The sequence below is a fragment of the Micromonospora sp. NPDC049900 genome (assembly GCF_044461025.1).
Classification (GTDB): domain Bacteria; phylum Actinomycetota; class Actinomycetes; order Mycobacteriales; family Micromonosporaceae; genus Micromonospora.
Window position 1 is genome coordinate 70,105 of record NZ_JBITKM010000012.1, and the last position, 24,787, is coordinate 94,891.

Annotated in this window: 19 protein-coding genes; 8 read left to right on the top strand and 11 right to left on the bottom strand. The window is 69.5% G+C overall.

Annotated elements, in window-relative coordinates; genetic code table 11:
- Positions 1-4 precede the first annotated feature (4 nt).
- Positions 5-2,734, bottom strand: a complete 2,730-nt coding sequence (locus tag ACIBMZ_RS23195; protein WP_396697055.1) for a sugar-binding protein — start codon at positions 2,732-2,734, stop codon at positions 5-7.
- A gap of 497 nt (positions 2,735-3,231) precedes the next feature.
- Between ACIBMZ_RS23195 and ACIBMZ_RS23200 the strand changes: the two genes are divergently transcribed.
- Positions 3,232-4,380 (top strand): ROK family transcriptional regulator, encoded by a 1,149-nt coding sequence (locus ACIBMZ_RS23200; RefSeq protein ID WP_396697057.1) that lies wholly within the window; start codon positions 3,232-3,234, stop codon positions 4,378-4,380.
- A gap of 152 nt (positions 4,381-4,532) precedes the next feature.
- Here ACIBMZ_RS23200 and ACIBMZ_RS23205 read toward each other — a convergent pair whose 3' ends face one another.
- Genes ACIBMZ_RS23205 through ACIBMZ_RS23220 form a run of 4 tightly spaced genes read right to left on the bottom strand, consistent with a single transcriptional unit; the run spans position 4,533 to position 8,072 of the window.
- On the bottom strand, positions 4,533-5,759 hold the full coding sequence (locus tag ACIBMZ_RS23205) for an ABC transporter permease (protein ID WP_396697059.1): 1,227 nt from the start codon (positions 5,757-5,759) through the stop codon (positions 4,533-4,535).
- A complete protein-coding gene (locus tag ACIBMZ_RS23210; RefSeq protein WP_396697061.1) occupies positions 5,756-6,445 on the bottom strand; it encodes an ABC transporter ATP-binding protein in 690 nt (229 codons plus the stop codon). Before ACIBMZ_RS23210 ends, ACIBMZ_RS23205 begins: the two co-directional genes overlap by 4 nt.
- Positions 6,442-7,563 (bottom strand): peptidoglycan-binding protein, encoded by a 1,122-nt coding sequence (locus tag ACIBMZ_RS23215; protein WP_396697063.1) that lies wholly within the window; start codon positions 7,561-7,563, stop codon positions 6,442-6,444. Before ACIBMZ_RS23215 ends, ACIBMZ_RS23210 begins: the two co-directional genes overlap by 4 nt.
- A 2-nt stretch (positions 7,564-7,565) precedes the next feature.
- Positions 7,566-8,072, bottom strand: coding sequence for a hypothetical protein (locus tag ACIBMZ_RS23220; protein ID WP_396697065.1), 507 nt, complete (start codon positions 8,070-8,072; stop codon positions 7,566-7,568).
- A gap of 154 nt (positions 8,073-8,226) precedes the next feature.
- Here ACIBMZ_RS23220 and ACIBMZ_RS23225 point away from each other — a divergent pair, with 154 nt between their 5' ends.
- Positions 8,227-8,886 (top strand): response regulator transcription factor, encoded by a 660-nt coding sequence (locus ACIBMZ_RS23225; RefSeq protein WP_396697067.1) that lies wholly within the window; start codon positions 8,227-8,229, stop codon positions 8,884-8,886.
- Position 8,887: 1 nt separating this feature from the next.
- Positions 8,888-10,075: a sensor histidine kinase gene (locus ACIBMZ_RS23230; protein WP_396697069.1), complete on the top strand. Its 1,188-nt coding sequence runs from the start codon at positions 8,888-8,890 to the stop codon at positions 10,073-10,075.
- A gap of 463 nt (positions 10,076-10,538) precedes the next feature.
- On the opposite strand, the gene ACIBMZ_RS23235 is transcribed toward ACIBMZ_RS23230, so the two are convergent.
- Positions 10,539-11,267 (bottom strand): class I SAM-dependent methyltransferase, encoded by a 729-nt coding sequence (locus ACIBMZ_RS23235; protein ID WP_396697071.1) that lies wholly within the window; start codon positions 11,265-11,267, stop codon positions 10,539-10,541.
- Positions 11,268-11,753: 486 nt separating this feature from the next.
- Between ACIBMZ_RS23235 and ACIBMZ_RS23240 the strand changes: the two genes are divergently transcribed.
- From ACIBMZ_RS23240 to ACIBMZ_RS23260, 5 genes are all read left to right on the top strand, one after another.
- A complete protein-coding gene (locus ACIBMZ_RS23240) occupies positions 11,754-12,215 on the top strand; it encodes a (2Fe-2S)-binding protein (protein WP_396697230.1) in 462 nt (153 codons plus the stop codon).
- Positions 12,215-13,192: an FAD binding domain-containing protein gene (locus ACIBMZ_RS23245; protein ID WP_396697072.1), complete on the top strand. Its 978-nt coding sequence runs from the start codon at positions 12,215-12,217 to the stop codon at positions 13,190-13,192. Before ACIBMZ_RS23240 ends, ACIBMZ_RS23245 begins: the two co-directional genes overlap by 1 nt.
- A gap of 48 nt (positions 13,193-13,240) precedes the next feature.
- Positions 13,241-14,440 (top strand): XdhC family protein, encoded by a 1,200-nt coding sequence (locus tag ACIBMZ_RS23250; protein WP_396697074.1) that lies wholly within the window; start codon positions 13,241-13,243, stop codon positions 14,438-14,440.
- A gap of 8 nt (positions 14,441-14,448) precedes the next feature.
- Positions 14,449-16,674, top strand: coding sequence for a xanthine dehydrogenase family protein molybdopterin-binding subunit (locus tag ACIBMZ_RS23255; protein ID WP_396697076.1), 2,226 nt, complete (start codon positions 14,449-14,451; stop codon positions 16,672-16,674).
- 115 nt (positions 16,675-16,789) lie between these two features.
- The gene (locus tag ACIBMZ_RS23260; RefSeq protein ID WP_396697078.1) at positions 16,790-17,359 is read left to right on the top strand and encodes an NADAR family protein; all 570 of its coding nucleotides are present in this window, start codon (positions 16,790-16,792) and stop codon (positions 17,357-17,359) included.
- Between the two features lie 80 nt (positions 17,360-17,439).
- Here the strand turns inward: ACIBMZ_RS23260 and ACIBMZ_RS23265 are convergent, their stop codons facing one another.
- The 5 genes from ACIBMZ_RS23265 to ACIBMZ_RS23285 all read right to left on the bottom strand — a co-directional run bounded on the left by ACIBMZ_RS23265 (position 17,440) and on the right by ACIBMZ_RS23285 (position 24,668).
- Complete coding sequence (locus ACIBMZ_RS23265; RefSeq protein ID WP_396697080.1) at positions 17,440-18,411, bottom strand: NAD-dependent epimerase/dehydratase family protein; 972 nt, start codon at positions 18,409-18,411, stop codon at positions 17,440-17,442.
- Complete coding sequence (locus tag ACIBMZ_RS23270; protein ID WP_396697082.1) at positions 18,408-20,894, bottom strand: alpha/beta fold hydrolase; 2,487 nt, start codon at positions 20,892-20,894, stop codon at positions 18,408-18,410. The genes ACIBMZ_RS23265 and ACIBMZ_RS23270 overlap by 4 nt, the downstream gene beginning before the upstream one ends.
- An 86-nt stretch (positions 20,895-20,980) precedes the next feature.
- Positions 20,981-22,003: a 3-oxoacyl-ACP synthase III gene (locus tag ACIBMZ_RS23275; protein ID WP_396697084.1), complete on the bottom strand. Its 1,023-nt coding sequence runs from the start codon at positions 22,001-22,003 to the stop codon at positions 20,981-20,983.
- 446 nt (positions 22,004-22,449) lie between these two features.
- Positions 22,450-24,036 (bottom strand): molybdopterin-dependent oxidoreductase, encoded by a 1,587-nt coding sequence (locus ACIBMZ_RS23280; protein WP_396697085.1) that lies wholly within the window; start codon positions 24,034-24,036, stop codon positions 22,450-22,452.
- Positions 24,037-24,038: 2 nt separating this feature from the next.
- Positions 24,039-24,668, bottom strand: a complete 630-nt coding sequence (locus ACIBMZ_RS23285) for a fasciclin domain-containing protein (protein ID WP_396697087.1) — start codon at positions 24,666-24,668, stop codon at positions 24,039-24,041.
- Between the last annotated feature and the right edge of the window lie 119 nt (positions 24,669-24,787).

Below are 24,787 nucleotides of genomic sequence, written 5' to 3' on the forward strand. Positions count from 1 at the left end.
TCGGTCAGCTCAGCCGGTGAGCGAGGCCGGTGGTGGCGCCGCCGTGCTCGTACGAGACGAGCAGCGACGTGCCGGCCGGCAGGCGCCCGGTCAGCGGCAGGACCAGGGTGTGGCTCTTGCCCAGGGTGGCCGTGGTCTGTGCCAGGACCCGCTCCCCGTCCCAGATGAAGGCCCGGGCGGTGCCGCGCTGCTTCACCTGGAGGTCCACCGAGACCTTCGAGGAGGTTCGGACGACCTTCTTGATCTTGACCGGGTTGCCCGGTAGTGCCGTGTAACCACCCGGCGCCACTCCGTCCGAGACGGACTGCAGGATCGTCTGCGGTGATTCGACGCTCAGCGCCGCGGTGTCGGGCATGACCGGAGCCTTCGGCGCCGACGGCAGCACCGGCAGACCCGGCAGGGTCGCGACGCCCCAGCGCCATGGGTCGGCCCGCACGCCGCTCCAGGTCGACCAGCCGACCCGGGTCTGCGCGGTCAGGTCCTGCGTGTCCGAGTCGTTGACCAGGATGTTCAGGCCCATCCGCGCCGGGTCGACGGTGTCCGGCAGCACGTCGAACGGCACCTTGGCCTCGATCCGGTAGCCGGTGTACGGGTTGTTGGTGACGACAGAGGCGATCTCAAGACCCGGTGCGGTTTCCGGGCCACCCTGGTGGTTGTCCCGCTCCCGGGCGAAGCACGGCGGGTTGCCGTTGGCCGGGTCGTCGGTCGCCGGGAAGAGTGCCACGTTGAACACCGTGGAGGTGTTCGCCGAGTTGCCTCGCGGGTCGATGCCGAACTCGATGTTGTCGTTGCGGCGCGGACGCTTGCAGTCCTCGGGAGGCAGCACGGTGCCGAGTACGTCGTCGGTGATGGTGAAGATGGCGTACAGGGCGTCGTCGGTGTAGGTGAGCTGCGCGGTGCCGGAGATGTCCTGCGGCGGTGCGTCGGTGCCCTCCCAGCGGGTGGAGATGTCGATGACCTCACCGGTGTACTCGCCCGGTGCGGCCGTGCCGTCGACGGACGGCGCGGTGGAGGCCCGCGGGATCGTGGTGACCGGCACCAGGTTGAACGCCCCCGGCTCGGTGGCGCTGCCACCGTTGTAGCTGGTCTCGATCCGCACCCGGTACGCGCCGTTGTCCGGCGCCCGGTTGGCGGTCGGCAGCGACGTGTCGGTGTTGGTGACCGTGAAGGTCACCGAACCGCGGGCGCCCGGCCGCAGCCCGGTGTACGGCAGTTGCTGCTCCGCCACCGAGAAGCCGGCCGGTACCTGTAGCTTGACGGTCCCGGACTGGACCTGGTCGCTGTGGTTGGTCAGGTCGACCCGGACGCTGCGGGTGGCACCACTGGGGATGTTCAGCAGGGACTCGATGAGCGCGTCGAGCTGCTGGGTCTTGTTGCGCAGGGTCCACGCCCGGAAGTCGGCGATCTCCGGCAGCGGCTCAAGGGTGCCCCGGACCGGAGCGGTCGCCTGCACCCGTGCGCTGCTGGTGCCGCTGCCGTCCTTCCGGCTGGTCATCGTGGCCTCGATGCGGAACCGCGTACCCACCTCGAGCCGCGCGGGCGGGGTGACCGTGAAGCTCTTCACGACCTGCTTGCGCGGGGTGAGCGTGCCGACGTCGCCGTTGCCGCTCACCTTCCAGCCGGCCGGAACCTTCAGGGCGACCTTGGCGCCCGGGACGGCCCGCTCGGCGTACAGGACCGTGTCCACGCGGATGGGCTGTCCGGCGAGGACCTCCCAGTTCTGCGGCCGTACGTGGACCTCGGTGCCGAGTGGCAGCCCACCGGGCGCACGCAGGGTGGCGCCCTGCAGCGCCCCGATGCCAGCACCCACGTTGGGGTCTGGATAAGGGGTGCGGCTGTCGATCAGGTTCAGCCGGTTGCAGCCGATGCTGGCCGGGTCGGTCGTCGGAAAGGAGCTGTTGCCCCAGCCCTGCGACACGTACTCCCGGCGGGCGAAGGTCTGGACCGTGTTCCACCGCTTGCCGTCGTGACGCGCCGACTCGTAGCCCTGCCAGGTGCCGAAGATGACGTCGCTGGCCTCGGTCGGCGTGAAGGTGGTCTCGCAGGCGGGGCCGCTGCTGCCGGAGCCGCTGCCGCCGGTCTGGAAGATCCGGGAGACCCGCCAGGGCTTGAGCCCTTCCTTGGTGATCTGTTCCGGGAATGCCTTCGGGTCGGCGGCGGCGTAGAAGGCCTCCACGGCCAGCATGGCGGCCTTCTGGTGGTTGCCGTGGTTGCCCTGGGTGGCCGAGGGGTTCATCGTGAGGATGACCTCGGGTTTGGTGGTGCGCAGGACGCGCACGATCCGGGACAGCGTCTCCTCGTAGCCCCAGACCTCCTCGGTCAGGGGAGCGCTGGCGGTGTACCAGAAGTCGAGCGCGTCCAGGTTGTAGATGTGGTCGATACCGGACCAGGCCACCGCCCGCCGCTCCTCAGCCTCCCGCAGGATGCCGAGTGCAGGGCCTTCCTCGAGGCCGACGGCGTTCCCGCCGCCCTCGCCGCGGGTGGTGGTGATGACGCCGGCCTTCATCCCCCGGTACTCGTTCCAGTACCCGAGCATGCCGAGCTGGCTGGCCTCGTCGTCGGGGTGCGCGCCGATGAACATGATGTCCAGGTCGACCGGCTTGTCGGACTTCTTGGACGGGCTCTTCACTGTGGACTCGGGCGATGAGCCCTCGGAATGGGCCTGAACCGGACTGGCCAGGCCCAGCGACAGCAGACCGCACATGGCGATCGTCGCTGTGGTGCGCCATCTCATGGGCATACCTCTCCCTGTGGGGACGAGTACTGCGTCTGGGGCGGGCTACCGGCGGGCCGAAGGTCGACAGACGCTTGACTCGCGCCGGGCCTCGATCGCGGACCGCTGTCCGCTGGAGACCGGAAACGGCCTCCGTGCGTCGTGGTTGCTAGACGGTGGTGGTGCGCGTGCCGTCGCGGACCGGACGGTACGCACGATGGGGATAGCGGCTGATCCACCGTAGAGGTTGATCAACCGGAAGGCCTTCGGGCGGTAACGCTAGGGATGCGTCAGATGCATAGTCAAGAGTTTCCAGCGACTTTCTTCCTTCTCTGAAGAAACGATCGCAATGGGGGCGACGCCTGCGGCGGCCCAGCCACACGAGTTGATAAGCAAGCTTTGCCGGTATTTAACCCTTTTGATGTCGAGGGTGATCCCCGATGCGCCGGTCAGGCTGGCGCGCGTCGAGACAACCCCGTTACTTGACGCCGCCTTTTCTTCTCAGTAAGAAGTAAGGCGTGTCCAAGGTAGCGCCGACCAGCCCGGTCAGCCGCGAACGCTCCCGGGAGATCAAACGCCTCTCGGTGATCGTGGCCGCCCGGCAGGCGCGGCTGCTGTCCCGAGTGGACCTGGCCGAGACGACCGGTCTCTCCGCGGCCACGGTGACCGCCCTCGTGCGGGAACTCATCGCCGAGGGTTACCTCATCGAACGGGGGCCGGGTGCTTCCACCACCGGGCGGCCCCGGGAGATGCTGGAGTTCAACCCACGCGCCGAACTCGTCGCCGCGGTCTCGCTCGAACCTCCGCGGATCAGTTGCGAGATCGCCGACAGCGAAGGCGTCCTCATCGCGCACCGCACCGCGCGGCTCGGTGGTGACGTGGTCGACACCATCTGCGCGTTCGTCCTCGAACTGGTCGGCAGCAACCTGCCGGCGCTGCGCGGGGTCGCGATCGCCGTGCCCGGAGTCTCCACGAACGGTGCGGTACGCCTCGCGCCATCGGTGGGACTGGTCGAGGCGTGGCCGATCGGCGAGTCGGTGCAGCGGCGGCTCGGCGTACCCGTCGTCGTCGACAACGACGTCAACCTCATGGCTGCCGGCGAGTGCCTTGCCGGCGCCGGGGCGGACGTCACCGACCTGCTGCTGATCCACGTGGCCGACGGCATCGGCGCGGGGCTCGTCCTCGACGGCAGGGTCCGCCGGGGCGCCAGCGGCGCGGCGGGCGAGGTCGGCTTCCTGCCCCTGGACGGCGCACCGAGACGCAGTCACCGCGGTGTCGGCGAGTTCGAAGCCCGGTGGTCGGCGAACGCCATCGCGGAACGGGTGGTCGCCCTGCATCCGGGACACCGACCAGACTCGCCGGTACGGGAACTGATCAAGCTGGCCGCCGCGTCCGAACCGGCCCGCGACTATCTCGACGAGGTCCTCGACGCCTGGGCCCGGCTCATCCTCTCCTGTGCCTGTGTGGTCGATCCGGGGCTGGTGCTGCTCAGCGGTGCCGCCGCCGAGCTTGACGACGCGCGGCTCGCACAGATGCAGAGCCTCGTCTCCGCCGGCACCCCGGCGCCCACCCAGGTACGCCGAGCCACCCTCGGCGACCAGGCCGTGCTGCATGGAGCGATCAGCTACGCGCTGTCGGCCGCGCTTCCCGTGCCCGCGCGGCCGTGACTGTGGGCCGCGAAAGCGGAGCGGCAGGTGTTCACACCGGTGCCGAGTTCGGTCTACGCCGACGTCTCGCAGTCTCGCCTGGTGGCGATCCTCAGTCGGTGTCGTGGTGCGACGAGTGTTGCCGGGCCTAGCCGTTCCCCGCGGGCACGGATCTACCTGAGCGCGGCGGTCGGTGGTGTGCGGGCTGCTCGCAGCGCGGGGTACAGGCCAGCGATGGTGCCGACCGCGAGAGTGGCCCCGATGGCGACAACGATGGCGATCGGGGGGAGAGCGAACGGCCACCCGTTGATAGTCGCCATGATGATCGTTGCGCTGGTGCCGACGGCGCTGCCGAAGATTCCGCCGAGGGCGGACAGGAGCAGCGCTTCGCCGAGGAACTGGACGAGGATGTGGCGGCGGGTGGCGCCGAGGGCTCGTCGCAGTCCGATTTCCCGACGGCGTTCCAGGACGGAGATGATCATAGTGTTGGCCACGCCGATGCCGCCCACCAGGAGTGCGATGGAGCCGATGCCGAGCAGCAGACCGGTGAAGGCCTGGTTCGCGGCGTGGCGCGCCGCGAGCGCGTCCGAAGGGCGGGAGACCTTCACTTCCTCGGGTGCCTGAGGGGAGATGGTCGGGGCGAGGAGGTCGCGGATGCGGTCGACGGACGCGTCATCGGAGCGTTCGTACACCGTCGTCGGGCTGCCGTCGAAGCCGAACAGGGAGGTCGCGACGGCTTCTCCGACAAGCGCGGCGGTGTCCAGTTCGGGCGCGAGAGCGACGGGTTCGAGGATGCCGACGACGGTGAAGTAGCTGCCGCCGAGCCAGACTTGTGTGCCGGGAGTGACGATGCCGAGCCGCTTGGCGGCGGTATCGCCGAGGGCAACGGTCGGGAAGCTCCCGGTGGCGGGATTGAGCCAGGTGCCGGACCGCACTCCTCCCGAGACGACGGTGAGGAGATTCTGCTCGGCCACCATGGCGGAGATCCCGCCGGTGGCCGCAGGGTCGGATAGTTCGCTTCGGTAGACGGACTCGGTAAGAAGAGCGGTCGAGCTCGCGTCCAGGACGTCGTCGATGAGACGGAGCTTGTCGACGGTGTCCACGGGGAGCCTCGACTGCTCTCCGGTCAAGCTCGTCCCGGCCGTGGCGGTGAGCAGGTTGGTACCGAGGCGGTTGAGTTCGTGGTTCAAGCGGGCCTGGCTCGAGGAGGAGATGCCGACCACGGCGATCATCGCTGCGATGCCGATCGCGATCCCCAGCGCGGACAGGATGGCTCGGGTCGGCCGGGCCCGGAGGCCCGTCGCGGCCAGCGAGAGGATGTCACGGCCGCGCAGGGCAGAGCGTGGCGGACCCGGGTCGCCGGGCGGGGCAGGTGGCCGCTGTGTCACGGTGGTGGTCATGAGGTGAGTTCCTTCTGTTCGTCGCGGAGAATCCGTCCGTCGCGAATGGCGATCCGGCGGGGGAACTCCGCGGCGAGTTCGCTGTCGTGGGTGATGACGACGACGGTCGTGCCTTGCTGGTTCAGTTCATGGAGGAGTTCGACGATCGCGGCGCCGGACGCGGTGTCGAGGTTTCCGGTGGGTTCGTCGGCGAGCAGCAGCGGGGGCTCTCCAACAACGGCGCGGGCGATGGCGACGCGCTGCCTTTCGCCGCCGGAGAGCTGGTGCGGACGATGATCCAGACGGTGCCCCAGTCCCACGCGTTTCAGTGCGACGACGGCGCGTCGGCGGCGTTCGGCTTTGGGGACACCGACGTAGAGAAGTCCATCTGCGACGTTGTCGACCGTGGTGGTGCCCTCCGCGAGATGGAACTGCTGGAAGACGAATCCGATACGGTGCGCACGCAGTGCCGACAGGGAACGGTCATCGAGTTCGTTGACGTCGATCCCGTCGATACGGGCGATTCCCGAGGTGGGTGTGTCGAGCGTGCCGATGAGGTTCAGCAACGTTGACTTGCCCGATCCGCTGGGACCGACGATGGCGACGAGTTCGCCGCGATGGATGTCGACGGTGACGCCGGCGCACGCCTGTACGGGCGGGCTGCCGTAGGAGCGATGGACATCAGTGAGCGACACGAGCGGGTTCATCGCCGCGGCACCACGACACGCTGACCGGCCTCGATACTGTCCCCGCTGATCTCGACCCGGCCGCCCGCGAACAGTCCCGTCGTGACCGGGGCCTTCGTCGTCGATCCGTCGGGGTCGACGATCTCGACACCGAACTGCTGCGGGGTGATCGCGATGAGAGCCTCGACCGGCACCGACAGTACAGCTTCTCGCCTCTCGCTGGGGATGCTCACCGACACGGACGCCTGCTGGAACGCTGCGGCCTTGGCCGGGTCATCCAGCGAGACCACGATCGGGATGACCGTCTGTCTCTGCCCGTTCGCCCCGTCGATCTCGGTGGGGGTACGCACGGAGGTGATCTTCCCCGTCGTGCTTCCCCCTCCGGGCAGCCGCACGGTCACGGGGGTGGCCGGCGCCGCGAGCTGCTGATCGCCAAGCTTGACGTTCGCCTCGACCACCTGGCTGGTGGCCGTGGCGTCGTACAGCGTCGTGCCCGGCCCCACGCGCGTTCCTGTGCCGCTGCTGATCTCGCCTACTCGCAGGTCACCCCTGGTGAAGACCACGGAGCCCAGCGGGAGCGTGCCCGTTCTGGGCAGTCCGTTCGCCTCCTGCCAGTTCATGATCGCCTCGGCCGTGGCCCATCTGAAATGCTTGTCCGGTTCGTCGCTGAAGTGGCCCAGGTCGCGGAGGTTCTGTTCGAGCTGTGTCACGTCGGGCCCGTCCTCCATGCCGCTGGCGAAGTCACGCCAGGCCGGTAGCGCGCCGCTCAGGAGAAAGGACGGCACGTCGTCGACGGCGTACAGGCGGTCGCCGCGTTTCAGCACCGAGCCCGGCTCGGGAAGGGCGGTCACCGTCCCGTCGGCGTTCGCCTGAATCGCACGCGAGCCGGAGAACTTCAGCGTGCCGGTGACCGTGGTGTCGCCCTGCAGGTCGCCCAGGACGATCTCGTCGGTGGTGCGGGTGGAGGCGCGACCGTTCGAACTGTCCTCGTTCGCGGTCGCGTTGGCGGAGTACATCCAGAAGACGCCTGCGGCGATCAACGCGACGATCGTGACCAGGCCGAGGGAGACGAGGACGCACCGACGTCGTGAGGGAGGCGGAGCGTGTTCGGTCGGAGTATCGGTTGCGGCGCTGCTCATCGTCAGTTGCTTCCGGTCGCGGCGCCGCCAACGCCGTTAGGCGCGCAGGTCTCGAACGCGTCCACGGGCACATCGCTCGGGATCGCGAGATCCTCGCCGGGCGCGGGGTCGGGAACGTCCACGCCGTGCTCGCGCAGGCACTTGGCGATCTTCAGGTGTTCTTCGCGCAGCCTGTCCGCCGAGTCGCCCCCGAGGCCGGGGTCGCCCTCGCGGGCCGGCGGCCGGCCGATCTCCGACTGGCAGGCCTTCGCAGCTTCCATGAACCCATCGTCGGCTTGACTGATCGACTGGCCGCCGTTGTTCGGGTCTGCCATGTCGATGCCTTTGCCACGCATGCACTTCGAGAACGCCAGCTGGTACTCCTCGAACGACTCGAACGACTGAGTCTGGTTTCCCCCTGTGGCGGGAGCCGACCCGGTGTCGGCAGTGCTGCAGGCGGTCAGCCCTGCGATCAGCGGCGCGGCCAGCAGCATGGCGGCGATGTGACGGGACTTCTTCGAGGTCAGCATGGGTGGCCCCTTGCGGTGTGGCGCCACGGACTCTCCGTGGGTGAACACCAGTGCACCGGTCCCGCCGTTGTCAGCGCGTTCAAGGTTTCTTTTACCTTTTCTCAACGCTCGGTGTGCTTCCCTGGACGGCAGGTCGGCGACGAGAGGAGCACACGTGCGCGTCCTGATCGTCGAGGACGATCCGTACATGGCCGATGCCGTCCAGACCGGTCTGCGGCGGGAGGCGATGGCCGTCGACCTCGCTTCGACGGGCGAGGAAGCACTCGAACTGATCGCCGGGAACGGGTACGATCTGGTGGTCTTGGACCGAGACCTTCCCGGCATCCACGGCGACGAAGTCTGCAGGGTCATCGCCGCAGATCATCCCCGCGTGCGGGTCCTGATGCTCACTGCGGCCCGGACCCTTGATGAACGTGTGACAGGGTTCGAGACCGGCGCAGACGACTATCTCTCCAAACCGTTCGAGTTCCCCGAACTCGTCGTGCGCATCCGGGCTCTGGAACGTCGGACCGAGCCGGCGCGCCCGCCCGTCCTCGAAGCGCACGGGGTGCGGCTCGACCCGTTTCGGCGAGAGGTCTACCGCAACGGACGCCTGGTTCGCCTCTCCCCGAAGGAGTTCGCCGTCCTGCACCTCCTGATGGCCGCCCAGGGCGGCGTGCTGAGTGCGGAGACTCTGCTGGAGAAGGCGTGGGACGCCAACGCAGATCCATTCACCAACACCATCCGCGTCACCATCTCCAACCTCCGCAAGCGGCTCGGCCGCCCCTGGATCATTCAGACCGTCCCCGGTGCCGGCTATCGATTCGGCGACTGACATGCGTGGCAGGAAGACCGTTCGCAACGGGGCCGGGCGGCGGCTCACCCTCCGAACCCGCCTCACCCTCAGCTACGCCGGACTCATCACCGGCTCCGGCGCCGTACTGATCACGCTCGTGTACCTGTACATGAGGTTCGTGCCGAGCTACCACATCGTCAACGACCGTGCCCCGACTCTTCCCGAGCAAGGGCCCACCGGTGCTTCCCAGCCGACCAGCGGGATCGCCGTCGCCACCGCCGACGACTTCCTCGACAACCTCCTCATCGCGTCGGTCCTCGCGCTCCTCGTGATGGCGGTGATCGGGGGCATCGTCGGATGGCTGATCGCCCGACGCATCGTCAAGCCGCTCAGCGAAATCGGAGACGCCGCACGACGCGCGACAGAAGGATCACTCGATCATCGTGTCGGACTCAGCGGTCCGCCGGACGAGATTCAGAATCTGGCGGACACGTTCGACCAGATGCTCGCCTCACTCGAACGTTCCTTCGCGGCCCAGCGCCGATTCACCGCCAACGCCTCCCACGAATTGCAGAGTCCGCTGGCGGCGATCAAGACGATGATCGATGTCGTTCTGTCCGGGCCGGCGCCTGACGTCGACGATCTCCGCACCGTGATCGCTCGCATCGGCGAGGTGAATCAGAGCAGTATCGAGACCGTCGATGCGCTGCTGGATCTCGCGACGGCAGAACACGCAACCGTCCTGCCAGAGGCCGTCGACCTCCGTGCGGTCGCGTCGGAGATCGTGGCCGACCTGCGCGAGGATGCCGCCCGCGCCGGAGTCGAGATCACCGGCCCGGATGGACAAGCCGTGGCGTGGGGGAGCCGCGTCCTCGTACGACAGGCCGCATCGAATCTCATACGCAACGCGATCCACCACAACCATGAAGGCGGGCGAGTGTCGTTGACTCTCTCGTCGACGGAGAAGCACGCCTCCCTGACCATCATCAACAGCGGCACCGTTCTGTCGCCGGCCGATACGCCCATGCTCACCGAGCCCTTCACCCGCGGCACGGGGCGCTCCTTGACGCGGGGTAGCGGTCACGGCCTCGGCCTCGCCATCGCTCGGGCGGCTGTCGAAGCTCACAGCGGCGACCTGGGGCTCGCACCGAACGCCGAAGGCGGACTCACCGTGCGGGTGGAGCTGCCAGCCACATCCGACCCGGACCGCGACAGACCGTCTTCGTGACCACGATTCACTGCAAGTCGGTCCGTCCGATGCCGATAGCCGGCTGCAACTCACCGGATTCGGTGGTAGCCGTCCCGACGGACACGCACCAGCCCCGCTGGCGCACGGATGAGATCGAGGCGTAGCTACGGCACGTCGCGGCTGGCGCCTACGGAAGTGACGACCCGCCACAGTCCAAGGCGCTCGTACACAAGGTGATCGTGACGGAGGACGCGGAAGCCGCCGCCGCAGGAATCCGTGCCGAACTCGGCATGACCTTGGCCGAACTACTGGCCACGCCCTTATGTTGATCGGCGCCGAGGCAGAGATCAGGTCCGCTTGCGGCTCGCGATCTCGTCAGCGAGCTGCTGCACGCGGGCGGGGTCCGCGTCCCGGGCGAGGGCGACGTAGTGGTCCATGACGGCCGGCCGGTAGCGCACGGGCAACGTCTGCCCTGGGGCGAGTCGGGTCAGCTCGGTGATCGTCAGGTCTTCGTCTGCGATCCCGCGGAACGAGACGCCGTCAGCGGTCTCCACGTCGAGCTCAGGAGCGGGTTCGGTGCGATGCCCGGGAAGTCGGGCCCGACGCCGAGCGATTCCCGACTCACCGCGATCATGGGTCGCCGGCCATTCTCGTCCGGCCCGATCGGGCGTCGGCAGTAGTAGACCATCGCCGGCGGCACGTTGGCCCAGACCGTGCGGCCGACGACGACCTCCTCGAATCGAGATCGCAGTGATCGCAGCATCCGCAGGGCCGGCGGAGCCCACCGGGCGTGGACATAGGCGAAGGTGGTGAAGACCGCACCCGGATGCATGACCGCGAGCACCTCTGACAGAACGTCGTGCTGGGACTTCTCGTCGAACGCCGCCCAGGGAAGACCACTGACGACGACGTCGACCTGGTCGACGCTACGCTGCGTGAGCACTTCCCGGAGCGAGATGGCATCCGCGATCGCGACGTCGACCGCCGGGTAGAGGGCGGCCAACTGTCGGGCGAACCGAGGGTTGACCTCGACGGCGATATGCCGGCCAGAGCCGGCCAGGCGCTGCTGGATGGTCCGGGTGAACGCGCCGGTACCAGGGCCGAGTTCGAGGACGGTGGGACAGCCGGTCAGCGGCACTGCTGCCGTGGCTGCCTTCCCCAATGCCGACCCGCTCGGTAGGACGGCGCCGACCGTCATGGGGTTACGCACGAACTCAAGGAAGAACGACACAGTTCAGATCTCCTGTCCCACCGCGCTGCACGCGGTCGCGGAAACGGCCGTCGTCGATCAGCGGATGCGGATCCGCTGGTACGGCGCGCGCTACTGAGAATCGGGCATCACCGAAAGGTCATCCAGGCTCTGCTGATCCGGGGATCGGCAGAGGCTCCGCCAACGCCGTGGTGCAGGGCGGTGACGTGGCCGCCGGGTACGACACCGACGCGCGATGAGACCCCGCGTGGCGAGACCTGTCGTCCCAGCCTGGGATCGACAGACCCTGGTTGCCATCACCTGCGGTCGTCAGGGTGAGGGAGTACGTCCCACCCGACGTCTATCCGGGGAGGTCCGATGAATTCAAGCGACGACGATGGCGAGTGCCGGTCGGGTGTGTCCCGGCGAAGTGTTCTGGGTGGCGGTGTCGTGGCGGCGGTGGCGATACCGCTGCTGGAAGGAGGGGCGCAGGCCGCGCCGGCAGCCGAGGTGGCGAACGCGGATCTCGTGACCGTCCAGGCCGAGGTCAACGGCAGGCCGGTCTCGGTACGGGTCGACCCGCGACTCACGCTGCTCGACACGTTGCGGGAGGAGTTGGGGCTCACCGGTACGAAGAAGGGGTGCGACCGTGGTCAGTGCGGGGCCTGCACTGTGCACGTCGACGGCCGGCGGGTGCTGTCCTGTCTGACGCTGGCGGCCACGGTCCATGAGCGTGAGGTCACCACGATCGAGGGTCTGGCCCGGGGCGATCTGCTGCACCCCATGCAGCAGGCGTTCATCGAGCGCGACGGCCTACAGTGCGGCTTCTGCACGCCGGGGCAGATCATGTCGGCGGTCGGCATGGTCCAGGAGGGCCATGCGCGCTCCGACGAGGAGATCCGCGAGCGCATGTCGGGCAACATCTGTCGGTGCAGTTGCTATCCGTCGATCGTGGACGCGATCCGGGACGCGCAGAGGGTGATGCGCTGATGCGGCCCTACACGTTCACCCAGCCGCGCGCTGTTCGAGAGGCCCTCGCGAACGCCGGCACGGACACGGCCTTCCTGGCTGGCGGCACGACCCTGGTGGACCTGATGAAGCTCGAGGTGATGGCGCCGACTCGGGTCGTGGACATCAACCGGTTGCCGCTGCGGGGCATCAAACTCGACCGGGACGGGCTGCACATCGGTGCGCTGGAGCGGATGAGCGATGTCGCCGCTGACCGTAACGTGCGCCGGGACTATCCGATGATCGCTCGGGCGTTGGAGTTGAGCGCCTCCGCTCAGCTCCGCAACATGGCGAGCGTCGGCGGGAACCTGTTGCAGCGCACCCGGTGCGGTTACTTCCGTGACGTGAGCACCGGCTGCAACAAGCGGAATCCCGGCAGCGGCTGCTCGGCGCTGGCCGGGATCAACCGCACGCATGCGATCCTCGGCACCAGCGACGCCTGCGTGGCGACGCATCCCAGCGATCTGGCTGTCGCGCTGGTGGCACTCGGCACCGACGTGCATCTGGCCACTGAGCAGGGCACTCGTACAGTGCCACTCGACAGGTTCTACGCCCTGCCCGGCGACACTCCTCACGTCGAGAACGTGCTGCGACCGGGTGAACTCGTCACCGGCATCACCGTTGCGCGTTCCATGTGGGCACCGAACTCGGTCTACCTGAAGATCCGAGACCGGCAGTCGTACGAGTTCGCCCTCACCTCCGCGGCCGTCGCCATCGAGTGGCGTGGCCGCACCATCAGGCAGGCCCGGATCGCCGTCGGCGGGGTCGGCACCAGACCCTGGCGGCTGCCGACGGTCGAGAGCGCCCTGGCCGGTCGGCGGGCCACCGCCGACGTCTTCGAGGCCGCGGTACGCACCGCCGCGGACGGCGCCCGACCGCTGACGCACAACGCGTTCAAGCCCGCGCTGCTGCGACGGACGCTGCTCCGAGCCCTCACCGATCTGGCGGAGCGCCGATGAACAACCAGCCCAAGGCTTCGACGGCACCGGCGTGCGGCGGTGGTGCTCATGCTTGAACTCGCCAATGAACTCCTCGAACGGTTCCGCAGCCGGACACCCTTCGTGACCGCCACCGTCACCCGTGTGGACGGCAGCGCACCCCGCCAGCCCGGCGCGTCACTGGTCGTCGACGCGGACGGAACCGTGCTGGGCAACGTCTCCGGTGGCTGCGTCGACTCCGCCGTCTACCAGGCCTGCCAGGACATGCTGCTCGGGGATCACGACCCGAAGACCCTGCGGTTCGGTTACACCGACGACGACGCCATCGGCGTCGGCCTCACCTGCGGCGGAACGATCGAGCTGTTCCTGCGCCACCACGACCCGAGCATCGAGAGCGCTCTGGAAGCGGCGTACGTCGACGCGGCCCAAGACGAGCCGGTCGCCGTCGCCACCGTAGTCTGCGGCCCGGACACCCATCTCGGACGGGTCATCGTGGTGCGCCCCGTCCGTGATCGCGAGGGAACCCTCGGCGACGAACGGCTCGACGAGATAGCCGCCGCCCACGCGACCGGTGTCCTGCACGCCGGAACGAGCCGCACCGTGGACATCGGGGTGGCCGACGGCTACTGCCAGGAGTCGATGACCCTGTTGGTCGAATGCACCACCCCCGCACCACGGATGCTCATCTTCGGAGCGATCGACCATGCGGCGGCACTGGCCCGCCTGGGCACCTTCCTCGACTACCGGGTGACCGTTTGCGACGCGCGCGCCACGTTCGCCACACCCGACCGATTCCCGTACGCCGACGAGGTCGTCGTCGACTGGCCGCACCGCTATCTACGGGCACAGCGCCTCGACGGCAACACGGTCATCTGCGTACTGACCCACGACCCGAAGGTCGACGTACCGTTGCTCACCGCGGCCCTGCGACTGCCGGTCGGCTACGTGGGGGCGATGGGATCACGGCGCACCCACGAGCAACGCCGGGCGCGGCTGCGCGAGGCCGGCCTGACCGACCAGGAACTCGACCGTCTGCACTCGCCGATCGGGCTCGACATCGGCGCCCGTACTCCACAGGAGACGGCACTGTCGATCGCGGCGGAGATCGTCGCCCACCGCCACGGCGGCACCGGCGTGCCGCTACGCACCGGGGTGCCCATCCACCGTCGCGCCGTCCGCTCACCCTCCACCGTCCCGCCGGCCTGGACGGCGGACCACCTCGGCCACAGCGCTGGCATCACCCGGCCACGGTCCTCTTCCCACAACTAGGAGTCACGATGACCGTCTCCCCACTCGGGCGCGACATCGATCGCGTCGACGGCCGGGCGAAAGTCACCGGCACCGCCCGGTACTCGGCCGACTATCCGGCCTCGGAGCCTCGCGCGAAGGTGGCGCACGCCCACCTGGTCGTCAGCACCATCGCGCGGGGTTCGATCTCCGCGATGGACACCGTCGCGGCGCAGAACGCGCCGGGCGTCATCGGCGTCTACAGTCCGTTCCACAAACTCGGGCTCCAGCCGGTGCCCGGCGCCGGGGAGAACTACGCGCCCCTGCAGGATACCCGAGTGCGGTTCCGGGGGCAGATCATCGGCATGGTCGTCGCCGAGACCTCCTGGCAGGCGCGGGAGGCCGCAGGGCTGATCACGACAACCTACGACGAGCAGCAGCCCCGTACGTCGCTCGCCGACGAGCCTCGCGTACCGGCCGCCGTGGCGCCCGGCCAACCCCCGGCGAGCGCCACCGTCCTCGCCCCGGGTGTCGCCTCGATCGAGGCGGCGTTCGCCGCCAGTGACGTCGTGGTGGAGGCGTCCTTCCATCAGCCGACGCAGCATGCCGTCCCGATGGAGCCCCATGCCGTTCTCGCCGAGTGGAACAGCGACCACACCCAGTTGACGTTGTACAGCGGCGCTCAGTTGCCTCACATCGCCGCCTTGGGGGCAGCTATCCGACTCGGCATCCCGCCGACCGGGGTGCGGGTGATCACCCCGTACGTCGGCGGTGGGTTCGGCAGCCGCGTGATTCCGTGGTACGACGTCCCCCTGGCCGCGGCCGCGGCCCGTGAGCTGAACCGTCCGGTCCGGCTGGTCCTGCCCCGGGAGCAGGTCTTCACCGTGATCGGCCACCGCAGTGCGGTCGACCAGACCGTCAAGCTGGGCGCCTCCCGGGACGGCGTGCTCAACGTGGTGAGTCACGCCAGCGACGCCGTGATGCCGTTCGTCGGCTACTGGTCGATGCGGCCGGCCATCGAGACCTCGGCCGTGCTGTACAAGACTCCGAACCTGCATTTCGACGAGCGGCAGGTCCTGCTCGACGTGCCCCCCACCTGCGCCATGCGGGCACCCAACGAGGCTCCGGGCGCCTTCGCGCTGGAGACCGCGATGGACGAACTCGCCGTCGCCACCGGCATCGACCCGGTCGAGCTACGGCTGCGCAACTACGCCACCACCGTGCCCGGCACGGGCGCACGTTGGTCGAGCAAACATCTCGACGACTGTTACCGCGTCGGCGCCCGCCGATTCGGCTGGTCGGCCCGACGCGCCAGGCCGGGCAGCCGGGTCGACGGGCAGTGGCTGGTCGGGATGGGGATGGCCACGGCCATCTACCCGGGACGCCGGATCCCGGATCCCGTCCAGGCCCGGGTCCGGCTGCTCGACGACGGCACCGCCCTGGTCTCCTCCGCAACCGCTGATCTGGGCACCGGCGCGACGACTCTGCTGGCGATCACCGGAGCCCACGAGCTGGGCATCCCGCTGCGTCGGGTCAAGCCCGAACTGGGTGACACCGCCCTGCCCCAGGGGGCACCGGCTGTGGGTTCCATGGCCACCGCCAGTACCGTGCCGGCGGTCGAAGCCGCCGTCCACGCTGCGGTCGCCGAACTCGTACAGGTCGCTGTCACGGATCCGCGGTCACCGTGGCACGGTGCGAACAGCGAGGAACTGGCGTACGAGAAGGGCCAACTGCGGGGGAGGGGCCGTTCGATGCCCTTCGAGCGTCTGCTGCGGACGGTCGGTCGTCGAAGCGTCGAGGCAACCTCGACGGTTCAGCCCGGCTCGGAAGCGACCGAGTACATGTACCACAGCTTCGGCGCGCACTTCTGTGAGGTCAGAGTCAACAGGTACACCGGGGAGCCCCGCGTCACCCGCTTCACCACGGCGGTGGACGCGGGCCGGATCGTGAACGCCCAGGCCGCCCGGAGTCAGCTCGTCGGAGGCGTCATCTTCGGCATCGGTCACGCGCTGCTGGAGGACAACCCGCTCGAACTCGACACCGGGCGGTTGGCCGGCAGCAACCTGGCGGACTACATGGTCCCCGTCAACGCCGACATCCCCGCCATCGACGTCCACTTTCTCGACCGTCCCGACCCCGTCATCAACCACCTTGGCGCTCGGGGTCTCGGCGAGCTCGGCACCGTCGGCTCCGCAGCCGCTGTGGGCAACGCGATCTACAACGCCACCGGCAAGCGGATCCGCAGTCTGCCCATCACCCTCGACAAGCTGCTGTGAGGCACTCAGGAAACCCAAAGCGAGGCGCCATTGCAGAACGATACGGATCAAGCTTTGGCCTCGCTGCGGACAAACGTGTGGTGGGCTGGGGGCCTTGTCGGGCACACTCGTGATCATGCTGGCGTCAGGTCGTAGCGTCACGGATCTGGTCACTGCGTACGCGCGGGGAGAGCGGAGCAGGCTGCTGTTCTTCTGGGGGCACCAGCCGGAGCGCGACGGCCGCGTCGGCGCTGGATGCCTGAGCCAGTGGTGGCCATCGCCTTTCACCGTCGACGGGATCGCATTCGCGACCGCTGAGCACTACATGATGTGGCGCAAGGCCACCTTGTTCGGTGATGAGGGGATAGCCGAGCGGGTACTCGCCGCGCCGCACCCGCACGCGGCCAAGTCGCTCGGCGGCCGGGTCGCCGGCTTCGATCAACGGACCTGGGACGAGCACCGCTTCGACATCGTGGTAGCCGGCAACCTGGCCAAGTTCCGGCAGCACGCAGCACTGCGCACATTCCTGCTCGCAACCGGACGACGGGTGCTCGTCGAGACCAGCCCGGTGGACCGGATCTGGGGCATCGGGCTGACTCGAGACCACCCTGCCGCCGCCGATCCTGCCCGGTGGCAGGGCCTCAACCTGCTCGGGTTCGCGCTCATGCACGTGCGCGACGCCCTCCACGAGGAGTCGCGGCGGTAATCGTCGACCGCCGTCGTCCCGGCCAGAGCGGCGACGAGATGCCGCACCCAAGGCCCGTTGGTGGCCCCGAGGGAGGAAACCTACCGGTACGCCGCAGCCAGCCGAACGAAGCCTTCATCGAGCGTCACCTGCGGTGACCAGCGCAGTGCCTCGCGGGTCCGGCGTTGGTCGAACCAGTGTGCGGTGGACAACTGCTCGGCCAGAAACCGGGTCATGGGCGGTTCGTCGGTGCGCCCAAGCGCCGACCACAGCCACTCCACTGCGGAGCCGCCGGCCTTGGCTGCCGCCACCGGCACCCGAAGTCTCGGTGGCGTCGTCCCGGCGGCGACGCAGATCCGCTCGACGAGTTCGTGCACCGTCCGTGGCTCGCCGTTGGTCACGACGAAGGCCCGCCCGTGTACGTCCGCCTCGGGCACCCGGTCGAGTGCGGCGACGAGGGCGTCGACGGCGTTGTCCACGTACGTCGTGTCGATCATTGCGGTTCCCTGACCGACCAGCGCCAGCCGGCCGGCCCGGGCCCGCTCGACGATGCGGCCCACCAACTGGGTGTCACCCGGTCCCCAGACCAGGTGGGGGCGGACCGCGACCACGGCGAAGTCGGGCGAGTCGGCGGCCAGCGCGAGCAACTCCGCCGAGGCCTTGCTGCGGGCGTAGTTTCCCCGGGCCCGCTCGGGGTCGGCTGCGCCGGCGTCGACGCCGACCAGACCGGTGCCATGATGAGCGACCGACGGCGAGGACACGTACACGAATCGCGTCACTCCGGCTGCCCGGGCGGCGGCGAGCACGGTGGCGGTACCACTGATGTTGATGTGCTCGAACTGTCGCCACGGGCCGGTCATCGACACCTTCGCGGCCAGGTGGACCACGGCGTCGACCCCCTCCGTGGCCGCCCGTACGGCCTCTGGATCGGTGATGTCGCCGCAGCGCTCGTCGACCCCGACCAGGCCGCTGGGTCGACGTTGCAGGACGCGCACCTCGTCGCCGCGCATCCGCAACGCGGTGGCAGTGGTGCCGCCGAGCATGCCGCTGGCACCGGTGACCAGGATTCTCACAGCCCGGTGACCCTTCCGCCGGCGAGCACTCGTTCCGCCCAGCCCCGTAGCCGCGTGCGGTCGATCTTCGAGTTGTGGCGGATGTCGGTGGGCAGGGACGGGACCACCAACACGGCCGCGACCGGCGGCACGGCCGCGGCACGTACCGCGTCGGTCAGTTCCCGGCTCGCCAGTCGGGCATGGCGGGTCCCGGGCAGAGTCTCGGCGATGACCACGACCTTCGCCACACCGGGCGGCCCCACACCGACCACTGCGGCCCGCGCGATCTGCGGCACCGATTCGACCTGCTGCTCGATCCCGACCGGGGCGAGCACGCCGTCGGAGGTGAGCAGGATGTGGGCCAGCCGACCCTGCACCCACAGCCGGCCTTCGGGATCCAGGTAGCCCACGTCGCCCGTGCGGTGCCAGCCGGGATTGCGGGAGCTGTCCCGCTCGGTCAGCCAGAGCCCGTCGTACCGATCCTTCACATGCCCGGCCCTGACGAGGATCTCGCCGGTCAGCCCAGGAGCGCAACCGGCGTGCTCGGAAGGCGTACCGGTCGAGTCCAGGGCCGCGATCGCCACCTGAACGCCCGGCAACGGCCGGCCGACGCACACACCGTCACCCGGCTCGGCATCGACGATCTCGTCCAGGGTGATGTCGGTGACCGGGAGGACCTCGGTCATCCCGTAGGGCGTGTGCGGCTGGGCCTTGGGCATCAAGGCCCGCATCTGTGTGAGCAGCGCGGCGGGCACCGGCGCGCCCGCGCTCAGCAGCAACGTCACCTCCTCCAACGCGGCGCGCTGGCGATCGTCCACCACGTCGCCGGTGTCGACCACGTTGCGTAGCGCGGCCGGTGAGGCGAACACCGCCGTCGCGTCGACTGCGGCCACCGCCTCGGCCAGAGCGGCGGCGGTCAACGTCCGTGGGGCGGTGACCCTCATGTCCGGAATCGCCGACGGGGCACCGAGAGCCGGCCCGAAGAGTGCGAACGGCGCGAAAGCCGCCACGATTCCGGCGTCGGCGTTCACGCCAAGGCCGAACAGCGCGTCACGCATCGCGGCAAGCTGGCGGTGGGTGTAGACCACACCCTTCGCCGGCCCGGTAGAACCGGACGTGAACAGCACGGCCGCGTCGTCGTCCGGCTCTGGCGCGGCCGGCAGGTCCCGGACATCGGCACCGAGGCGGGCGAGCTTGCCCAGGGTGAGCGCGCCCAGCACGGCGGCGCCAGGTCCGGCCCCGAGTGGCCTTCCGGGCCAGCGCAGGGCGCGGGCGAGAGCGAGTCCGGGGCCGACGGCCACGAGGTGCGAGGGGTCCGCGCTGCGCAGCGCTCGGCTCATGCCGCCCAGTCCCAGCCCCGGATCGGCCACCACGATCACCGCACCGATGCGAAGGCACGCGTAGACGGCGGCGGTCAGATCGGCGCCGGGCGGTACGAGCAGTGCCACCCGATCGCCGCGACGCACGCCGGAGGCGGACAACCCGGCCGCGATCTCCCGAATGCGTCGCCACAGCAAGGACCAGCTTATCTGCCGGCCGTTGTTCGCCAGCTCGACCAGAGCGACCGACCGGTCCTCGGCACGCTCTGCCAGTGCCGCCCACAGCGGGCGGCACGGCACCGCCGGTTCCGGCGTCGCGATCGGCTCGGCAGGCCGGCGGTCCAGGTCGCCCAGCCACTGCACGACCGCACCGGCGACATCGGCGTCCTCGGTGAGCAGGTGACCCGCGCCTTCGAATCGGTGTACCTGTGCATGCGGCAGCCGGTCGCGCAGGTCGCGCAGGTGCACCTCGCCGAAGACCGGGTCGCGTGGTCCCCACAGCAGCAGTGTCGGTATCCCCGCCAGCGTGTGCAGACGCTGCGCGACTCCTTGCAGTGCCCGCCAGCTCGGGTGCTCGGGACCGAGTGGGATGTCCGCGACGAAGCCGCCGATCGCCGCCCGTCGCTCCACCCCGCGGTACGGAGCGAGATAGCCCTCTCGGACAGGCTTCGGCAGCCACGGGTTCGCCAATGCGAGGGTGGCCTGCAGGAACGTCTGCGTCCGCACGGTCACCGCCGGCAACACGCCGGGCAGCCGGGCCAGGCGAATCAGGGCGGGCGCCGGCGACCCACTCGGCTGGTGCACCGCGGTGTTGGTCAGCACGACACCACGTAGCTGATCACGGTGACGCAGCGCCCAACCCAACGAGATGGACCCGCCCCAGTCGTGCCCGACTGTGACGACCGGCCCGGTGATGCCGAGCGCGTCGGTGACCGTGGTGAGGTCGTCGATCCGCTGCGCCAGCCCGCGTACGGTGCCAGTCCGCTCCGAGAACCCCATGTCCAGGTGGTCCACGGCGACCACCCGCCATGACGGAGCGTCAGCCCGTTGGAACCGGGCCAGCAGGTGCCGCCACAGGTATGACCAGGTGGGATTGCCGTGCACGCACAGCAGCGTGCCGATGGGCGGGATCTCGCTACCCGAGTCCGTAGCGGCGGTGTCCAGGACATGCCAGGTGCGCTGCACGCCCTGACTGTCCGTCGCAGTGACCCACCGGGACCAGGCACTGTCCAGACCGGGTAACCCGAGCGGCGGCGCTGCCCGTCGACTGCTCACCACACGACCTCCAGCGCGCACGTGTTCAGGCCGGAGCCGACCCCCATGCACAGCACCCGGTCACCGGAGTGGAGCGATCCGGCGTGGTGGGCCAGGGTCATCGGTAGCGACGCCGGGCCGACGTTTCCCCACAGCGGGAACGTCGCCGGGACCCGCCGCGGGTCAAGGCCGAGCCGCCTGACGACGCCATGCGTGTGGGCTGCCGAAACCTGATGCATGACGTAGAGGTCCATGTCCTGCCAGTCCCACGACCCGGCATGTGCCCAGGTCGCCTCCGCGAGGTCCACACCCGCGTCGAGGAGCCCCTTCGCATCGGTGCGCATCCGCGTGTTGTCCCCGACGCACAGCTCGTGATGCTGGGTGGCAGCCCTGCTCACACCGCCGATCAGCCGGTGCTCCTGTTGATGGCTGCCAGCGGCGGCCAACACCATCGCGGCCGCGCCCGAACCGAGGGTCAACGTGGCGAACTGCTCCCGGACGTCGTCGCGGGTGGAGTCGGATCTCCGTAACCGCTCGATGGTCACCTGTTGGGCCTCGCGGGAACTCTCGCCGGCCACGACCAGCGCGTACCGGATCTGCCCGGCGTCGATCATGTTGGCAGCGACCTGGATCCCGTTGACGAATCCGAGGCAGGCGTTGGCGATGTCGAAGTTCAAGGCCGACGGCGGCAGGTCCAGAGCGTGATGGATCGAGACCGCCGTCGATGGCTCCAGATGTGCGCGGGACACCGACGTGTTGATCAACAGGCCGACGTCACGCGCGTCGACACCCGCCTCGGACAGCGCCTTGGCCCCGGCTGTCGCCGCCGCCTCGGCGAATCCGTAGCCCTCCGGCCACCAGCGCCGCTCCTGCACCCCGGCGATCCGCTGAAGCATCCCTGGGCGCAGTCTCAGCCGCCGGAAGGTCTCGCTCAGCTGCTCATCGAACTGATCAGAGGTGACGATGACCGGCGCCTCCAAAGCCGTAACCGACAGTATCGCCGTGTTCGCGTAGCGATACTCAGCGTTGCCATGCGTCATCCAGCCTCCGCCCGTCGCTCACCCTGAGGGCTCGAAGCTATCCACTCGGCCCCCCGCGCACCAACGGTCAGTCGGCATCGCGGCGAACGTCACTCACCGCCGCGCACCGTCGACAGGACGCGGTCCGCCCGTTCGCCCGCGAGGGGCGACTGCGACCCGCAGGTGCACGCGCTGCGTCCGGCCATTGCGCCCGTCGTCGAGGATCTCGCGGCAGTTTGGCGCGCACCGGCCGGTGTTGTGGCGGGGGCAGCGGGTGTGGGCGTCCCCCAACAGCGGATCGACCGAGCGGCGTCCGCCGACATCGGCCCGGTGCACGCCGCCGAAGGCCCCGTGGCGGGACCTGCCGCAGCGTTACGGGCCGTGGAAGACCGCGCATGAACGACTGCGGTAGCTCGCGCCCATTCTGTTGACGGTGCCCGGGAACTCGGTAAGCGGGTCGGCGGGTTTCAGGTGATGGTGACGCTGATGCTGTGCCAGCCTGTGGCGCCGTCGGGGTATGGCGTCCTGCGTCGCTCCGGCTGGGTGGCGCCGGTGCTGTCGGATGCGCGGACGCGGATGGTGTGACTACCGGGTGTGGCTGGCCAGCGGTACGCCCATTGCCGCCACAGGTCCGGTGACGGTCCTGCGGCGAGGCGTGCGGCCTGCCACGGCCCGTCGTCGACCTGCACCTGCACGGCGGTGATGCCGCGACGTTGGGCCCAGGCGACCCCGGCGATCATGACCGGTCCGGCGGGGCGTCGGGCGAAGGGTTTGGGGGTGTCGATGCGGGAGGCGGTCTTGACCGGTGCGTCGTGTGCCCAGCCGCGTTCGACCCAGTACGTGTCGAAGGCGTCGAACGTGGTGACGGTCATCGCGGTGAGCCACTTGCAGGCGCCGACATAGCCGTAGAGGCCGGGGACGAGCATGCGTACCGGGAATCCGTTCTCCAGGGGGAGAGGTTCGCCGTTCATGGCGACGGCGAGCATGGCGTCGCGGCCGTCGAGGATCGCCACGAGTGGGGTGCCGATGGTCATGCCGTCGACGGACCGGCTGACGAGTTGGTCCTGGCCGGGTCGGATGCCGGCCTCCCGGAGCAGGGGAGCCAGCGGCACTCCGCTCCAGCGGGCGGTACCGATGTAGGGACCACCGACCTCGTTGGAGACGCAGTTGAGGGTCAAGTCACGTTCCATCAGTCCCCGGGCCAGCAGCTCGTCGAAACGCCACGTCCGAGGCCGATCGACGGCGCCGTCCAGGGTCAACCGCCAGCGGTCGACGTCGACTTGCGGGACGGCGAGGGCGGTGTCGACGCGATAGAAGTCCCGGTTCGCGGTGATGAACGGTGCCACGCCGTTCACCCCGGCGGACGTGTCGGCGGGCAGCCTCGCCGCGGGCTGGATCGGTGCGGGAAGGACGACGGTGGCGCGGGAGCGGCTGCCGGCGGCGTTGCGGGCGGCGAGCGTCGTCCCGGCGGTGGCCGCGCCGGCCGCGGTCGCGGTGGTGCCGGCGGCTGTGGCGAGGAACTGACGGCGGTTGAGCAGCCGGGGTCGTCCGACGGTGCCGGGGGAACTGGTCGTGGCGGTGCGGAGCAGCAACAGCATCGCGGCGGCGGCGACGGCCGCGCCGCCGAGTGTCGGCAGGGTGTCCAGTGCGGTGGCGGTGGGGCGGGTGAGGATCGCGGTGACGCCGATGCCGGTGAACGCGGCCAGTCCGAGCAGGCCGTAGCGGCGCCTCTGGAACGCCGCCACCCCGATCGCCGCCGCCGCGGCGGTCAGCACGGTGTAGACACCAGTCAGAAGGACGAGCTTGTCGGCGGTGCCGAAGGTGCGGATCGCCCAGGCCTTGACGGGTTGGGGGGCGGTGTCGACGGCGGTGGCGCCGACGGCCAGCACCGGATCGGAGGCCGGGCCGAGGAACGCGGCGGCCAGCCGGGCGACGCCCAGTGCGACGGCGGCGGCCAGCACGCCGACCAGGACGGCGCGGGGATGCCACCGGTGGGGTCTGGGGCGCGGCCCCGACCGGCGGTCCACCGGTCGGGGCCCGGTCTGTGTGGACATCGTCAGCTCGTCGGCATCAGGACGGTGTCGACGATGTACACGGTGGCGTTGGCGGTGGAGACGTTGCCGCAGACCACCGTCGAGGTGTCGTTGACGGTGAACGAGGTGCCGCTGCCGGTCACCGTGATCTCTCCGCCCTGCATGGTCTCGTGTGTGCCGGCGATGGTGTCCGGGGACAACTGACCTTCCACCACGTGGTACGTCAGCACGTCCTTCAGGGTCGCGTCGTCGGCGAGGACCTTGTCCAGGTCGGCCTTGGGGATCTTGCCGAACGCGTCGTTGGTCGGCGCGAACACCGTGATGCCCTGCGCACTGTTGAGCGAGTCGACCAGGTTGGCCTTGTCCACTGCGGTCACCAGCGTCGACAACAGAGGGTTACCCGAGGCGGCGGTCGCGACCGGCACCTTGGCCATGGCCTCGAAGCTGCCCGGGTTCGCCGTGTCGGTGGGCACGGCGGCGCAGCCGGGACCGAACTGCGCCGCCGCCGCCGACGGTGACGCCATGGGGGCACTGGCCGACATGCTCGGGGCGGTGCCGGTGTCGGCGGTGTCGGTACCGCTGTCGCCGTCACCGCAGGCGGACAGGGCAAGAACGGCGATCGCGCCGACGGCGACGAACGTACGCCGAGACATATGAGCTCCTCACATCCGGGGTTGGTGGTGCGTTCACCGGTGCTTCGGAGCCCGACGCCGAGCGGATGGCCGCCGAACGCCAATTTCTTCCTGCCGGCTCGTCCACGGAGTCTCAGGCC